We start from the raw sequence: 16,569 nt of genomic DNA on the forward strand, positions 1-16,569 counted from the left end.
TTAAACTTATGAATAATGCTTTAGAAGTTTTAAAGAAGCATTGGAATTACGATACATTTCGTGAACCACAAGAAGCTATTATTCAGAGCCTTTTAGAGGGCAATGACACTTTTGCCTTACTACCTACTGGAGGAGGAAAATCTATTTGTTTTCAAGTTCCAGCTTTACTCAAATCAGGAATTTGTTTGGTAATCTCACCACTGGTAGCCTTAATGAAAGATCAAGTTGACAATCTTAAAAAAAGAGACATCAAAGCTATTGCATTAACTGGTGGCATATCATGGGAAGAAACTGGGCAATTACTAGATAATTGCATGTATGGGGGATATAAATTTTTATACTTATCTCCCGAAAGATTACAACAAGATTGGATACTAGAACGCCTAAAGCAATTACCCATCAACTTCATTGCTATTGATGAAGCCCACTGCATAAGCCAATGGGGACATGACTTTAGGCCTGCTTATTTAAAAATTGGACAACTAAAAGAATACTTTAAAGTCCCTTTTATTGCATTGACTGCAACGGCTACTGAACAAGTCCAAAAAGACATATGTACTTTACTACAACTAAAAAATGTAAAACTATTTAAAAAATCTTTCAGCCGACCTAATTTAGGCTACCATGTTATTTACACAGAGGATAAAATAAATAAACTAAAGCAAATTTTTAATAAAAATCCTCAGCCTGCTATTATATATGTGCGAAATAGAAGAGATTGTTTAACATGGAGCAAACAATTAAATGATTTAGGTTTTTCTACAACTTACTATCATGGAGGATTAAAACCAAAGGAGAAAAACAACAACATGCAACTTTGGCTTGAAGAAAAGGCTCTTATTATAGTTGCCACCAATGCCTTTGGTATGGGAATAGACAAACCCAACGTAAAAACAGTCATTCATCTCCAGTTACCTGAAAATCTTGAAAATTATTATCAAGAAGCAGGAAGAGCAGGAAGAAATGGCGAAAAAGCTTTTGCTTTACTCCTAACTCATGAATTTGATATTAAAATCACAAAAGAACAGTTTATCAATGTACTTGCTGATAAAGCTTTTTTGAATAAGGTTTATCATGCATTGAATAATTATTTCCAAATTGCTTATGGTGAAGGCATTAATGAATGGTTCACTTTCAACCTACAAGCTTTTTGCTTAAAATACCAATTACCTGTCACTAAAACATATAACACTATACAATTTTTAGACCGTGCAGGAATATTAACGTTTTCTAATGAAAATAATGATAAAGCTCAACTTCAATTTTTAATTGAGAGTCGAGAAGTAGTTCGATATATTAGTTTGCATCCTAATGAAGAAATGATTATACAAACCATTTTAAGAACATACCCAGGAATTTTTGAACAAATTACAGCAATCAATACTGTGGCAATTGCCAATAAAACAGGTAAAAGCGAAGAACAAGTCATTCAAATACTTGAAAAACTAAAAAAATTAGAACTCATTGATCTTTATTTATTTTCAAATGATAGCAAAATCATTTTTAATGAACCTCGAGAAGATGATTATACAATCAACCGAATAGCCAAACAACTACTCATACAAAACAAAGTAAAGATTGAAAAATTCCAATCCATGCTTAATTTTGTTCATAACAAAGAAACGTGTAAGTCAGTTTTGATTTCAACATATTTTGGAGAAGCAAATGCTTCTTCCTGTGGAATATGTTCAAGTTGTAGAAAAAAAGAAACTTCAAAAATCAGTTCAACTCCAAATTCTATCATTGAGCTTTTAAAAAAAGAAGCCAAATCATCACATGAGCTTCAAAATCTATTAGAAATAAACACGGAAGACCTTATCTTTGCCCTACAAACCTTATTAGAAAACGACCAAATTTTCTTAAATCAACATAAAAAATACCAATTAAAATAATGGAAAAACTAAGAATTATTTTCATGGGTACACCTGATTTTGCAGTAGGTATCCTTGATCAAATATATAAAACAGGTTATGATATAGCCGCTGTAATTACAGCACCAGACAAACCTGCAGGAAGAGGTCAAAAAGTAGCGATTAGTGCAGTTAAAGCCTATGCATTAGAAAAGGGATTACCTATTTTACAGCCAACAAATCTAAAAAATGAAGCTTTTTTAAATGAATTAGCTTCATATCAAGCTAATTTACAAATTGTGGTAGCCTTTAGAATGCTTCCAGAAGCAGTATGGAAAATGCCTAAATTTGGAACATTTAACTTACATGCTTCATTACTACCTCAATACCGAGGAGCAGCCCCAATAAATTGGGCAATTATTAATGGCGAAAAAGAAACAGGAGTAACAACTTTTTTTATAGATGATAAAATAGATACTGGTGCCATAATTTTGAGTAAAAAAACCACTATTGCTCCTAATGAAAATGCTGGAATTTTACATGACCGCTTAATGGAATTAGGAGGTACTACTGTTTTAGAAACTTTAGAGTTAATTAAGGAAGGAAAAGTAAATCCAATTATTCAAAATGAAGCATCAGATTTAAAAACAGCCTATAAATTAAATAAAGACAATTGTAAAATCAATTGGAATGCTACTGGTGAGACAATTTATAATCAAATTAGAGGATTATCGCCATATCCAACTGCTTGGACATACATAAAAGACGAAGAGCAAGAATGGAATGTAAAAATTTATGAATCTGAATTTATACCTGAAATCCACCAAGTGGAAAAAGGTAGTATTCATTTAACCAAAAAAGAAATGAAAATTGCCTTATCAGACGGATGGTTGAAAGTGATATGTTTACAATTTCCTGGCAAGAAAAAAATGCTGACGCACGAGTTGCTAAATGGCATACAACTTAGTCCAAAAGCGCTAGTTTTATAAAGTTAAACTTTAAAAATAATTGTTTTTTATCGACTTTATCAGCTCTTTATCGGAAATATTACTATTTTTAAGAAAAATACTTGTAAATATTTGCTCAATTCAATCATAATTCTAAATTTGTATTAGAAAATTAAGTTTAACCCAATTAAAATAACATTAATTATGAACAAATCAGAATTAATAGATGCAATGGCAGCTTCAGCTGGTATTACAAAAGCAGCAGCTAAATTAGCTTTAGAATCATTCTTAGAAAGTGTTGAAGGAACACTTCAAAAAGGTGGAAGAGTTTCATTAGTAGGTTTCGGATCTTGGTCTGTTTCTAAAAGAGAGGCTAGAGATGGTAGAAACCCTCAAACTGGTAAAACTATTAAAATTGCTGCTAAAAATGTAGTAAAATTCAAAGCTGGTGCTGAATTAGAAGGTGCAGTAAACAAAAAATAATTGAATATAATTTTTTGAAAATAAAAAACCTCTCAAATTGAGAGGTTTTTTTTGTTATTTATCTAAAAAATTTGGTTTCTTAAAATTATTTTAGTATTTTCAATAAAAAAATAGGATTTTATGATATCGATGTTACCTAAAAAAGGTTGTTTGATTTTGGCAGAACCATCTATTTTAAATGACATTTTATTCAACAGGGCTGTTATATTATTAACAGAACACAATCAGGAGGGTAGTGTAGGTTTTATAATGAATAAACCTTTATCCTACACTATAAATGATTTAATTCCAGAAATAAATGCTACTTTTTTAATTTATAATGGTGGGCCCGTAGAGCAAGATAATTTATATTTCATACACAATGTACCTGAACTTATACCTGAAAGTATAGAAATTTCTAATGGTATTTATTGGGGTGGAAATTTTGAAATGACCAAACAACTAATTAATGAAGGAATTATTAAAAAAGAAAATATACGCTTTTTTTTAGGTTACACGGGATGGGAAACCGAGCAATTAGAATATGAATTAGAGGAAAATGCTTGGATTATTATAGAAAATGAACTTAAAGAAAGAATTATCGGGAAAAATAGTCAAGATTTCTGGAAAGAAAAAATGAGCGAATTAGGTGGAGAATACCTACTCTTCTCTAATTCTCCCGAAAATCCTTCTCTTAATTAATACTTTGATTCAACATTTCAACTAATTGAGTTGCAAAATCAGTAACATATTTCTTTTTTCTGTATTTAGTAATAGGCTGAATACCTGATATCACATTCGTTAAAAATAACTCATCTGCTTTTTGTAAGTCAAAAGGAGAAATGGATTTTTCTTCAATAGTGACCATCTCATTTTTTTGCAATAATTTGATAATTTGTTTTCTCATAATACCATTTTGACAACCATCAGAAATAGGCGGAGTCACTAATTTATTTCCTATCTTCATAAAAAGATTAGATTGAATAGCTTCAACTACATTCTTTTCCTCATTAATTAACAAACAATTATCATATTCATTTTCTTTAGCAAATATACCGGCTAACGAATGAATCATTTTATTATTTGTCTTTAAAGTTGATAATAACTGTTTTGATAAATGAAAATCTTTAAACAATTCTACCTCATAAGATGCTGAAGGAACTTGATAAGTACTTGATGATAAACTTTGTGCTGTAATTACAAATTCAACATTATTTGACTCAGGAGTATAAAATCCAGTACCTACTCTAAAAACAGTAACCCTAACTCTAGCATTGGAGAAAGAAACCTTAGCCATTAAGGATACTACTTGCTCTTCTAAAAATTCCATGGTAAAATTCATAGGAATTTCCATTCTACAAATACGCATAGCGGCCATTAATCGCAAATAATGGTCCTCTAAAAAAAGAAGGGTATTATTGCTAACTTTAAGTGTTTCAAAAACAGCATCACCAAACAGAAACCCTCTGTTAAATTCAATGATTTGAGCACTTTGCTCTACAAGTTTTCCGTTATAATTAATCATAAAAAATCCCGATAAAATCGGGACAAATATACTTCATAATTTAAACTAAACCGAACCTATTACATGTTTTAAATCTGAAATTAAGTTTTCCCACAATAATTTTGACTCATGTAACTCATCTGGATCTGAGAAATCAGTCACTATCAAAGATACATCTTGGGTAATCTCATCCACTTGAATTTTCATTTCAAAAAAATATTCGGTATCATTTCCATCCTCATCTAACCATCTAAACTTAACTTTCTCCCCGGATTTTTTAGAAGCCAATTTTGCTTTCTCTTCTGAATCATCCCAAATAAAAGTATAAAACTCCCCTCTCGAATTCACATTATCAGCGAACCATTCTGACAATCCTGAAGGAGTCAACATATATTGATATAGGAGTTGTGGTGAAGAATGAATAGGAAATTCTAATTCATATTTAACTTTTTGCTTCATTTTTATCTATTTTTAGCTTTAGTTTATCCTATAAAAATCTAATAGAATCTGCTAATCAATTCAATAATAATATTTTAGATTAATCAATGATAAACTAATTAAATTTTGGGTAAAATATAAAAAAAGTTGAATTAATTACACATTTTTTAAAAATATTTTTCAACATAAAAAAAGTATATTTTTTTTAAAGTATTTTTTGGAAAGTACCGAATTAGTTCTATATTTGCACCCGCATTGAGACAGATGCAAGACCAATTAAATGGCGAGGTAGCTCAGTTGGTTAGAGCGCAGGATTCATAACCCTGAGGTCACGGGTTCAACTCCCGTCTTCGCTACAAAATACGCTTAATCTATATTATTTATAGTTTAAGCGTTTTTTTTTATAAACAACTATTAATGAGAGTTAAGACTCAAACAAACAGACTGTGAATACTGTTTGATTATTTTCTTTTTTAAAAGCTAAATAACCTCCATGTGCCTCAACAATATTCTTAGAAAGTGTCAATCCAATGCCCGCCCCTTCCTTTCGTGTCGTGAAAAATGGAAGAAAAATTTTATCTTCAATTGCACTATCAATTCCTATTCCGGTATCAGCAATGATTAAATAAACTCGTTTCTCTTTAACCTCAACACGTATCGTAATTTCTTTTTTCTCATTTTCATCAAGTGCATACATACTATTGGTCAAAAGATTAATAATTACTTGCTCCATTTGATTTTTGTCTACCCAAATCCATCGTTTAAAATCGATTGTATTGGTTATTTTGATTCGTCGTGCCTTAAATAAAGGTTGCATGATATTAATGCTACTTTGAACTAAATCAGCAAGAACAACTTTTTCTTTATTTGGAGACGGAAGCATTGCTAATCGCCTATAACTATCCACAAATTCTTGTAAATGATTACTCCTATTAAGCATAGTAGCAACACTCATTCTTATATCTTCTAAATCTTCTTTAGACAAATAATCTTGCTGAACTAACTCATTTAAATTCTGTGAAAGAGATTGAATAGGAGTCAGTGAATTTAATAATTCATGTGAAATCACTTTCATCAAATTAATCCATGCTTCTTTTTCCTTTTTCTCTACAACTTTTTGAATACTATCAAGCATAATAATATAATAAGTTTGACCAAAAGTTTGTGATTTGGATGTTTGAAGCATATAAGTTTGTGTGTCTTGCTGATCAATTCTAATTTGTAGAGTTGTTTTCATTTCTTTAAAATGTGCTGCTTCAATGATACTACACAAAGCTGGAATATGATTGTTCAAATAGTTCCATTTTGACACTTTAGGAATAGTAAAATGATTAGAAAAATAGTCGTTCATTAGAAATATACTCCATTCTTCTTGTTCTTTTTTTAGCAATATAATACCTGTTTCAATCGTGTCTAAAATAGACCTGAATATAGTATCTTTAGAAAGTTCCTCTTGCTGTTTATTTTTTAACTGGTCATATAATTGAAATAACCGAACATAGTTATTATAAGATTTATGTTTAGAAAAATCCGCTGAAAAGTCATTTTGCAATATAGAAGCAATGGTCCTATCATACATTAAAAAGACATTTTGAAAAAAAAAATAAATTTCAATCAGTTGCAAAAAGGAAACAAAAACAACAAAGAGCCCCGTGTATATTAATCCCTTTGAGAATAATAGCATACTACCTCCAACAGTAAGCAAAACCAGTAATAGTCTTAAAAAAAGTTGCTGATAAATTTTTTGATTTATTACCATTATTAATGATTCAAATTGTATTTTTCTATTCTTCTGTATAATGCTGCCCTTGATAAACCTAACTCTTCGGCAGTCTTGCTGATATTATAACCATGTTTGATTAAAACACTTTGAATTGTTATTTTTTCTCGATCAGTTAATGGTAATTCATCATGACTTTCGAATGCTGTAATTTGATCTAAGTCTAAATCTGCCGTGGAAATAATATTATTTTCACATAAAATAACTGCCCGCTCAATGCGATTTTCCATTTCTCTAATATTTCCATTCCAAGCATGATTTTGAATATGTACTATTGCTTTATCGTCAAAAATAATTTCATTTCGTTCATATTTTAAAATCATTTTATTCAACAAAAAATTAGCTAATGGAATTTTATCTTCTTTTCGTTCTCTTAATGAAGGTAATATAATCTCCATTGTATTTATACGATAATATAAATCTTCTCTAAACCTTTTTTGAACCACTTCCTCCTTTAAATTTTGATTAGTTGCAGTCAATATTCTAACGTTGAGCGTTCTTACTTTAGATTCGCCTAATCTAGTAACCGTTTTTGTTTGAATAACCTGTAACAATTTCGCTTGCAAATGCAAAGGAACATTTCCAATTTCATCTAAAAAAATAGTCCCATTTTGAGCATTTTCAAATCGACCAGGAGTATCAACTTTTGCATCGGTAAAAGCGCCTTTTGCATACCCAAAAAGTTCGCTTTCAAAAATATGCTCATTTAATGAACCTAAATCTACATGGATAAATGCCTGATTTTTTCGATCTGAATGCTGATGAATGTAACGAGCCATAACATACTTCCCTGTTCCATTCTCCCCTAAAATTAAAACATTAGCCTCTGTTTTAGCTACTTTTAAACCTAATGCATAAGCTTTTTGAATCAAGGCAGATGTACCTACAAAATGAACATCCGATTCCTCTTTGTTTTCAACCTTCTTTTTTTCTTTTCTAGCTGCTTCAACAGCCAGTTTAATCGTTTCTAATAATTTAAGATTATCCCAAGGTTTTAATACATAGTCAAAAGCACCATTTTTTAAACCTTCCACCGCCGTTTCTACTTTTCCAAAAGCGGTTAATAAAATTACAATAGTTTTGGGTGAAAATTTTTTTATCTCTTTCAGAAAATACAAACCTTCCCTACCATCTTCAAAACCGATACGATAGTTCATATCTAACAGAACGACATCAATATCATTCTCAGCTAATAATTGCAAAACATTTTTAGGCGAATTAATCGTATAAATGATTTCAAAATGTTTCTTTAAAAGCATTTTTGCAGCAAAAAGTATGTCTTCTTGATCATCAATGATTAAAATTGTTGCTTTTGTTTTTTTCATGTATGTTCAGTTTTGAAAAAAATAGTGTTCAATAATGAACAATTAAAAAATATACAACTATCTAAAAATCTAAAAATCAAATTATTATAGATTTTAAAAGTTTGGCACAAAATTGTAATTATAGACTACAAATATTTAATAATGGACACTATCATCAAACGTAAAAGTAATAAAAAAAAGCAACTAGCAATAGCCGTGTTTTTGATTCTTTTGATTGGCTATCTAGCCTTTTCAATGATTACTAAAAAAAGAAGTTTAAATGTAAAAAAAGAAGAAATTACTATTAAAACAGTTGAAGAAGGCTTTTTTGAAGACTTCATGATTTTTCAAGCAAGAGTTGAACCTAAAAACTCAATACTTGTTAATGTTATCGAAGGAGGAGCTGTAAAAGAAATTTATGTTAGTAATGGAGCACGTGTCATTCAAGGTCAGCCATTAATTCGCTTATACAATCCAAATACAGAGCTAAATTACATGCAACAAGAAACAGCAATCATTGAACAAATTAACAACTTAAATAAAGCTAAACTCGACCTAAGAAATCAAGAATTAAATTTAGCAAAAGACTTAATAGCTATTGAACATGATTTTCAAGATGCTAAAACCAGCTATGAATTAAATAGAAAACTATATAATCAAGAAATTATAGCAAAAAATGAATGGGAAAAAACACAAGAAAATTTCCGCTTCCAAAAAGAACGCATCAATATTATTAAACAGAGTGTAACTAAAGAAAAACAAGCTAATTTAATTCAGATAAACCAATTGAATCATTCCATTAACATTATGGAAAAAAGCTTACTTGTTTTAAGAAATAATAAAAAAAACTTTTTGATTTTAGCCCCTTTTTCAGGAAGACTTTCGTCTTTTGAACCTATCTTAGGTCAATCTTATCAACAGGGGCAAACATTAGGAAAAATTGATGTAATGAATGGTTATAAATTAATTGCCGACATTGACGAGTTTTATTTATCTAAAATTGAACAAGGACAAAAAGGAAAAATTGATTTCAATGGAACACCTGTAGAAGTGTTCATAGCAAAAATAATACCCGAGATTAAAAATGGAAGATTTCAAGTAGAACTTAACTTTTCTAATCATACGCATTTAAATTTACAACAAGGATTAAGCTTTGCCGTTAGACTAACATTATCTGAAAAAATAAAATCTGTAATTCTATCAAAAGGAAGTTTTAATCAAGAAACCGCAGGTAAATGGATTTTTGTAGTTAATGGAAATAAAGCAACAAAAAGAACTATTGAAATGGGAAGAGAAAATCCTTTATACTTTGAAATTTTAAAAGGATTGAAACCCGGAGAAAAAGTAATTACCTCTAATTACAAAGATTATAAAGACATAGAAATTTTAAATATTGAATAAGATGAAAAAAACTGTATTCTTATTATTGTGCGCAATCAGTCTAAAAGCGCAAACTATAAAATCAAGCGGAACCTATTTTATTGGTGGAGTTAAAGACAAAGATTGGTCTAACATTAATGGAGACGATTTCACTAGTGCTAAATTTAAATCCTATAGTGGAACTTCATATGTAATAATTGAAGTGACCAAAGATGCAACTGTCAATTTCAAAGCTAATTCACGATTAAAAGCGGGTGAATTAGAATTTAAATTAATAGATGAACAAGACAATGAGTATTTTCGTTGTAAAACAACAAAAGCATGTGAACTAACAAAAGAAGTAAGACTCGTCAAAAACCAAAAATATAAATTACTAATGAAGGGTGAAGATGCTAGAGGAACTTATCAAGCAAATTGGGAAATTATAAATTAAAAAACTTTCTATTTCGGAAATCATTACATTGAGTTAAAATCAAAAAACGAACAATCATGATAAAAATTGAAAAAATGTCAAAAATCTTCAGAACAGAAGAAGTAGAGACCAAAGCATTAAGTGAGGTTTCTATAACAATCAATCAAGGCGAATTTGTAACCATTATGGGAGCTTCAGGAAGTGGAAAATCGACTTTATTGAACATTGTAGGTCTTTTAGATAGTGCTACTAGTGGAAGTTACACATTATTAAATGAAGAAATTATTCATAAAAAAGAAAAAGAAAAAGCTATAATTAGAAAGCAGCATATTGGATTCATATTTCAAAATTTTAATTTAATTGATGAACTCTCAGTTTTTGATAATATTGAACTACCTCTAATTTACAATAAAATTTCATCGCCGGAAAGAAAAAAACGAGTAGAACAAATGGCCGAAAGATTAGGCATTTCACATCGATTAAAACATTTTCCACAACAATTATCTGGGGGACAACAACAACGTGTTGCAGTTGCAAGAGCCCTTATTAATGAACCAAAAATCATACTTGCTGATGAACCCACTGGAAATTTAGATAGTAAAAATGGAAATGAAGTTATGGAACTTTTAACTGATTTACATGCCAATGGAGCTACAATCTTAATGGTAACGCATTCTAATTATGATGCTTCTTTTTCTCAAAGAACAATTATCATGAAAGATGGATATGTACTATCAGAAAAAAATAATAATAAAAATATTGATGTCTTAATCTCTTAAATCATTTTATCATGACCAAAATATTCATCACCATTACCTTATTAATTTTGAGTTGGTTTTCTATTGCTCAAGTCAGCGAAAACAGAACGCTCACATCTTTTTCAAAATTACAAGTTTCTCAAGGAATTGAAGTACACTATACTGTTTCTAATACTAACGAAATAAAAGTAGAAACAGATGATAAAGAAAAACTAAGACTAATTAAAACAGAAGTAGAAAATGAAACATTAAAAATATTTATTGCAGAGGTAGAAAACAATAAAGCAAATAGAAAAAATAAAAAGATGTTTAATACGAACTTTAACACATTAAAAGTCTATGTCTCTGGAAGTCCATTAAAACTTATTAAAGCCACATCCTCTGCAACCATCAGCCTAATAAATACCAATAAAGCAGAGCAAATAGAAGTCTATGCCTCCTCATCAGGAAGTGTTTCTGGAAACTTTGATTGCGATCATTTTAATGCAGACATTGCATCAAGTGGAAATTTAGAAGGAGCACTATCAGGAAATACTATAACAATGACAGTTAGTAGTTCCGGGCAAGTTCAATTAAATGGTAAGGTTAGTAGTTTACAACTAAAAGCCAGTAGCTCTGGAGATTGTAATTTAAAAAAATTAATTACTGAAAAAGCTTCTATTAAGGCCTCTAGCTCAGCAAATGTAACAATCACAACAACAAAAACATTAGAGGCAGTAGCTTCATCTAGTGCTGAAATCAACTATTTTGGAAATCCAACTGATGTCAATAAAGAAGAAATTGCGTCAGGTTCAGTAAATAAAAAATAAAAGCATCATCAAAAAACGAACAAGTTATGTTAAAAAATTGGCTTCATATATTTCTCCATCAAATAAAAAACAACAAGTTATTTACAGCATTAAATAGCTTAGGATTAAGTATTGGAATTGCTGGATTAATTTTTGCAATTCTATATTGGAATGATGAAAAAAGTTACAACAAATGGAATCCTGATAAGGAAAGAATATTTCAATCTGTTTGTCAAGTTGCACCAGATATGTTCTGGGCTAGTAATGTTGCGGCTTTAGAAAAATATTTAAAAGCTGACTTCCCAGAACTAGAATCTTACTGTTATTTTGACAATTGGTATTACGAAGAATTAGTACAATACAAAAACAAAAAAGAAATACTAAAAATTACTGATGCACAAAAACAATTCTTTGACTTTTTCCCTTTCAGTTTTATCAAAGGTTCAGCAAAAACGGCTCTAAAAAATGAAACTTGCATTGCCCTTTCTAAAGAAGCAGCGGACAAAATTTTTGGAGATGAAGATCCTATTGGAAAAGAAATACGCTATTCTGGTAGGACTCTTGTAGTAACTGGAATTTATGAAGTTCCTGGTAAATCTTCAATGGCTCCAATGGCTGTTACTTCACTCATTGAGCCCAAATTAAAAGAAAATGCTGATCATTGGGGAAATTTCAATCATGGACTATTACTAAAACTTAAAAATCCAGATGATAAAAATAAAGTTGTAACTCGAATAGAAAAAATCTTATTTGAAAATCGAGTAGTAAAATGGGCAAAAGAAGAAGGGATTACACCTGAGGAATGGTTGAAAAAAAATGGAGGTGACAATACAAAAATTATACTTGAAGAACTAAGTCAAGCACGATTAAATTCAATAACTGATGGTTATGCTGAAGGCAGAGGTAATTATCAATTTTTAATGATTATGTTAGGTTTATCCATTTTAATATTACTATTATCAATTGTCAACTACATCAATCTGGCCACGGCAAATGCAATCAAAAGAGCCAAAGAAGTAGGGGTTAGAAAAATCATTGGAGCATCAAAATTGAACATCATTTTACAGTTTATTTTTGAAACGGCATTAATCACCCTTTTCTCCATTTTACTTGCGCTTGTCATTGTAGAACTTTCTTTACCCTATTACAATGAATTCCTAAATAAAAAATTAGTAATTCATGGAGAACAATTCTACCTCCAAATCATAGTAATATTTTTCTTCACTATTGCAGTTGCAGGTATATTTCCAGCCATTTATGTTTCAAATTTTGAACCTTTAAAAGTTCTAAAAGGAAATTTCGGGAGAAGTAAAAATGGTATTTGGTTGCGCAACGGAATGCTTGTGTTGCAATTTGCAATTGCCTCCTTTTTTATCATTGGTTCCTACATTGTTCATGAGCAAATAAAGTATTTAAATACTAGAGATTTAGGTTTCAAAGGAGCACAAGTATTATCCATACGGTACAGAAATATTTATGATTGGAAACAAAAAGATTACAAGCAAAAATTATTTAGTCGCTATTACATGATAAAAGACGAAATATCAAAAATAAAAGGCGTTGATCAAGTGGCTACAGGTGCATTCGATTTTGGAAATGGTTCCGGTTCTTCTTCAAGTTTTATTTATAAAGATATTACCATTCAAGGACAAAACATGGGGGTCGACTTTGGTATGCTAGAAATGATGAAAATCAAATTAAAAGAAGGAAGATACTTTTCTAATCAATTAGCATCTGATACCATAAATACTATGCTGATTAATGAAACAGCTATGAAACAAATGAAAGAGAACAACCCAATAGGAAAAGAGGTTAACTGGAATGAAAACAAATTAAAAATTGTTGGTGTAGTAAAAGATTTCAATCTTTACAGTCCACAAGCCGAAATACCACCAATGGTTTTTTTCCATTTTAAAACAATCGATTGGATGTTAGGTAACGCAAGTCGAATTTATGTAAAAATTGACGGTAAAAGCACAGAACAAACCATTGCAGCTATAGAAAAATTTTGGACAAAAAATGTAGACTCTGAATACCCTTTTGAATATGATTTTGTAGATAAAGCATATGCTAGATCATATCAACAATATGTTAAACAAAAAAATTTATTCTCTTTGTTAAACGTTATTGTTATTTTAATAGCCCTCTTTGGCTTATTTGCGCTTGCCTCATTCTCAATAGAGCGTAGAATGAAAGAAATTGCAATAAGAAAAACACTTGGTGCCGAAACCAATACCTTATTAAAAGAACTCTCTAAACAGTATATTTTATTTTGTGCTATTGGATTTATAATCGCTATACTTCCTGTATATTATCTACTAGGGCTTTGGCTAGAAAACTTTGCTTTTAGAATAGAAATTGGCTGGATACCCTTTGTAATTGGTTTTATAATCCTATTAATTTTAACCTTACTTGTAGTTCTCACAAGAGCGTACCAGGCAACAAGATTAGATATTTTAAAATACTTAAAGTATGAATAATAAAACCGCTTTATTGGTGTCATTATTTTTCTTATGTTTTACTGCATGGGGTCAGAATAATACCTGGCCTTTGCAGAAATGCATTGAAAAGGGAATAGCAAATAACCTAGAAATTAAAATCCGCCAACTAGAAATCAAAAGGGTACAAAAAAGTAGAACCACAATTATTAATTCCATTTTACCTACTATCAATTTAATAGGTAATCAATCTTATAATTTTGGTTCAACTATTGATCCATCAACTAATGGACGGGTAAGTTCAAACATTCAATATGATAATTTTTATATAAATGCGAACATGAATTTGATTGACTTCAATGCCTATGCCAATCGAGAAAAAAGCAAAATTGATATTGAAAAAGCAAAAGCAGATAAAGAAGTCATTGAAAATGAGTATAAGTTACAAATATTAGAAAGCTATTATCAAGCGCTTTACACTCAAGAATTAGCAAAAATTCAACGAGAACAATTAAAAAATTCACAATTGAATTTAGAACGTATTAACAAAGAAGTAAGTATTGGAAGTAAACCAAAAAGTGATTTGTATGATTTCCAATTAAGTTTTACTCAAGAAGAAAAAAGAATTTTAGAAACGGAGCAACTACTTGAAATGCAAAAATTACAACTTTTTCAATTAATAAACGCTACTGATGAATACCATGCAAATGTAGTTTTAGTCCCTACTACAAATAAATCTTCAGTCACAGTTAATACTGAAAATGAAAACCCAAAGATAAAACTAGCCTTATTAAATTACCAAAGTAGTAATATAGAATTGAAAAGTATAAAAGCAACTAATTTACCAGTTTTATCAAGCTACTACTCCATTTCAAGTTTTTATTACAAACCATTAAATCAACCCAATATTTTAATAGATGATTTCAATACTCAAATAAAAAACAACAAAAATCAACAAGTAGGAATACAATTACTAGTTCCTATTTTTAATGGTCTTAGAAATAATAAAAGATTCATTGCTTCTAAAATTGAAACAGAAAAAAATAAATATAGAATTGAACAAGAAAAAATTAGGATTAACAATCAACTAGCAATAGAAGAAAAAACGAAGCAAAATTATTTACAATTAAAAAATAAACTCAAAGCTTCATTTGAATATTCATTGGCTTCATTTACTACTTCCTCAGCAAAATTTGAAGCTGGTAAAATTGATGCTTACGCCTTCTCAACTGTAAAAAATGTACAACTCGCCACCGCATTTGATGTATTAAAAAACGAATTACAAATCGAATTTTTAGACTTAAAAATAAACTTGATCAAATACAATCAATTATAACATTAATTTTAAAATGAAATGTTCCATTATTTTTCATAAATTTATATATTCATTATAAATCATATAATTATGAAAAAAAACATGGGAACTGCCGATAAATTAATTCGGTTAATTGTTGCAGCGACAATAGCTTATCTTTACTATAATGGAACATTAACAGGTACCCTTGGCACTTTACTACTAATTGTAGCGGCTATTTTTGTACTAACAGCTCTGATTAGTTTTTGTCCATTATACACTCTTATGGGTATTACTACATGTGCTACTAAAAAAGAAAATAAAAACGTCTAGTTTATTCTAGACGTTTTGGTTTTTATATTATAATTTAATAGCTGTCTTTTTGACAATTTTTGCTATACGCTTAGATAAATCACCCATCAATTCCGTTAAAGCACTTTCGCACATAGGCAAAATTTTCTCTGGAGATAATACAGGAATCCCTTTGACCATAACACCTGTTTTTTTAGAATTTTCACCTTCAGAAAAAGCAAATACTTTGTTTCCTTGCTTATCATACAAAGCCATACGTGTAGTTGCTCTAACTTTTACTGTAGCTGTACCCCCTACTCCAAAACCTTTCACTAATTCAAAATTAATAGAAACAAACATAACACCATCTGCTTTATCAGCAAATAATTTAGCCATAGCTACCTCATTCGCTTGTCCCATAAATCCTTCATAAATGTATTTGTATTTTCCAAACAACAAATAATCCCTAGCCTCATACTTGTTTAAATCAAATTTAGGTTGAAATTGAGCATACCCCTCTGATTCACATACTTCATTTTCTGAAAGTAATTCAAAGGGTAATTCTTTGGCGTACTCATTAAAAAACTGATCATGATATTGATTTAAAATGGGTGTCAAATTAAAGTTAGGATTGTCCCTTAAATTAAAAATCTCTTTTATCAATTGTTCTGAACCAATACCTAAATCAGAAAAACCAACTACCTTGTTAGCATAAAAGGTAACTACTGCTACTTTTTTCTTTTGTGCCATACTAAATTGTGTCACTAACATGAGCAATAACACAAAGAAACTACTTTTTTTCATCGAAACTATTTTTAAATTTTTTCAAATGTAACTAAATTATTAATTAATTTTTATAGATATTTATGTTTCATTTAAAAAAAAATAGCATTTTAACCAATAAAAAGAAAAATATATAAAAT

Annotated in this window: 16 protein-coding genes and 1 tRNA gene; 12 read left to right on the plus strand and 5 right to left on the minus strand. The window is 29.7% G+C overall.

Translation table 11 applies throughout. From position 1 onward, the window contains the following. Positions 1-8 precede the first annotated feature (8 nt). The 4 genes from QZ824_RS01800 to QZ824_RS01815 all read left to right on the plus strand — a co-directional run bounded on the left by QZ824_RS01800 (position 9) and on the right by QZ824_RS01815 (position 3,961). Positions 9-1,892: an ATP-dependent DNA helicase RecQ gene (locus QZ824_RS01800; protein WP_291274330.1), complete on the plus strand. Its 1,884-nt coding sequence runs from the start codon at positions 9-11 to the stop codon at positions 1,890-1,892. Next, positions 1,892-2,839, plus strand: coding sequence for a methionyl-tRNA formyltransferase (gene fmt, locus QZ824_RS01805; protein ID WP_291274331.1), 948 nt, complete (start codon positions 1,892-1,894; stop codon positions 2,837-2,839). The genes QZ824_RS01800 and fmt overlap by 1 nt, the downstream gene beginning before the upstream one ends. 162 nt (positions 2,840-3,001) lie before the next feature. Further along, entirely contained in the window at positions 3,002-3,280 is a 279-nt protein-coding gene (locus QZ824_RS01810; protein WP_291274332.1) for an HU family DNA-binding protein, read from the plus strand. Positions 3,281-3,400: 120 nt separating this feature from the next. Then, positions 3,401-3,961 carry a YqgE/AlgH family protein gene (locus tag QZ824_RS01815; RefSeq protein ID WP_291274333.1) on the plus strand — a complete coding sequence of 187 codons (561 nt, stop codon included), beginning with the start codon at positions 3,401-3,403 and terminating at the stop codon, positions 3,959-3,961. Here the strand turns inward: QZ824_RS01815 and QZ824_RS01820 are convergent. Both QZ824_RS01820 and QZ824_RS01825 read right to left on the minus strand, forming a co-directional pair. After that, positions 3,954-4,784 (minus strand): aminotransferase class IV, encoded by an 831-nt coding sequence (locus QZ824_RS01820; protein ID WP_291274334.1) that lies wholly within the window; start codon positions 4,782-4,784, stop codon positions 3,954-3,956. The genes QZ824_RS01815 and QZ824_RS01820 overlap by 8 nt on opposite strands. A 45-nt stretch (positions 4,785-4,829) precedes the next feature. After that, positions 4,830-5,222 carry an START-like domain-containing protein gene (locus tag QZ824_RS01825; RefSeq protein ID WP_291274335.1) on the minus strand — a complete coding sequence of 131 codons (393 nt, stop codon included), beginning with the start codon at positions 5,220-5,222 and terminating at the stop codon, positions 4,830-4,832. A 261-nt stretch (positions 5,223-5,483) separates the two neighbouring features. Between QZ824_RS01825 and QZ824_RS01830 the strand changes: the two genes are divergently transcribed. Continuing rightward, positions 5,484-5,557: transfer RNA gene (locus tag QZ824_RS01830), tRNA-Met, on the plus strand. 68 nt (positions 5,558-5,625) lie between these two features. On the opposite strand, the gene QZ824_RS01835 is transcribed toward QZ824_RS01830, so the two are convergent. Next, entirely contained in the window at positions 5,626-6,780 is a 1,155-nt protein-coding gene (locus tag QZ824_RS01835) for a HAMP domain-containing sensor histidine kinase (protein WP_291274336.1), read from the minus strand. A gap of 182 nt (positions 6,781-6,962) precedes the next feature. Continuing rightward, a complete protein-coding gene (locus QZ824_RS01840) occupies positions 6,963-8,306 on the minus strand; it encodes a sigma-54 dependent transcriptional regulator (RefSeq protein WP_291274337.1) in 1,344 nt (447 codons plus the stop codon). Positions 8,307-8,447: 141 nt separating this feature from the next. Between QZ824_RS01840 and QZ824_RS01845 the strand changes: the two genes are divergently transcribed. The 7 genes from QZ824_RS01845 to QZ824_RS01875 all read left to right on the plus strand — a co-directional run bounded on the left by QZ824_RS01845 (position 8,448) and on the right by QZ824_RS01875 (position 15,688). After that, positions 8,448-9,686 (plus strand): efflux RND transporter periplasmic adaptor subunit, encoded by a 1,239-nt coding sequence (locus QZ824_RS01845; protein ID WP_291274338.1) that lies wholly within the window; start codon positions 8,448-8,450, stop codon positions 9,684-9,686. Position 9,687: 1 nt separating this feature from the next. Further along, the gene (locus QZ824_RS01850) at positions 9,688-10,098 is read left to right on the plus strand and encodes a hypothetical protein (protein ID WP_291274339.1); all 411 of its coding nucleotides are present in this window, start codon (positions 9,688-9,690) and stop codon (positions 10,096-10,098) included. 56 nt (positions 10,099-10,154) lie between these two features. Continuing rightward, a complete protein-coding gene (locus tag QZ824_RS01855) occupies positions 10,155-10,856 on the plus strand; it encodes an ABC transporter ATP-binding protein (protein WP_291274340.1) in 702 nt (233 codons plus the stop codon). Between the two features lie 11 nt (positions 10,857-10,867). After that, the gene (locus tag QZ824_RS01860; RefSeq protein WP_291274341.1) at positions 10,868-11,644 is read left to right on the plus strand and encodes a head GIN domain-containing protein; all 777 of its coding nucleotides are present in this window, start codon (positions 10,868-10,870) and stop codon (positions 11,642-11,644) included. A gap of 26 nt (positions 11,645-11,670) precedes the next feature. After that, positions 11,671-14,103, plus strand: a complete 2,433-nt coding sequence (locus QZ824_RS01865; RefSeq protein WP_291274342.1) for an ABC transporter permease — start codon at positions 11,671-11,673, stop codon at positions 14,101-14,103. Continuing rightward, positions 14,096-15,397 carry a TolC family protein gene (locus QZ824_RS01870; protein ID WP_291274343.1) on the plus strand — a complete coding sequence of 434 codons (1,302 nt, stop codon included), beginning with the start codon at positions 14,096-14,098 and terminating at the stop codon, positions 15,395-15,397. Before QZ824_RS01865 ends, QZ824_RS01870 begins: the two co-directional genes overlap by 8 nt. Positions 15,398-15,466: 69 nt before the next feature. Beyond that, positions 15,467-15,688 carry a DUF2892 domain-containing protein gene (locus QZ824_RS01875; RefSeq protein WP_291274344.1) on the plus strand — a complete coding sequence of 74 codons (222 nt, stop codon included), beginning with the start codon at positions 15,467-15,469 and terminating at the stop codon, positions 15,686-15,688. Positions 15,689-15,715: 27 nt separating this feature from the next. On the opposite strand, the gene QZ824_RS01880 is transcribed toward QZ824_RS01875, so the two are convergent. Next, the gene (locus QZ824_RS01880) at positions 15,716-16,450 is read right to left on the minus strand and encodes a hypothetical protein (RefSeq protein WP_291274345.1); all 735 of its coding nucleotides are present in this window, start codon (positions 16,448-16,450) and stop codon (positions 15,716-15,718) included. Positions 16,451-16,569: the final 119 nt, after the last annotated feature.

Origin of the sequence: Flavobacterium sp., from assembly GCF_021151785.1 — a bacterium.
Lineage (GTDB): Bacteria > Bacteroidota > Bacteroidia > Flavobacteriales > Flavobacteriaceae > Flavobacterium.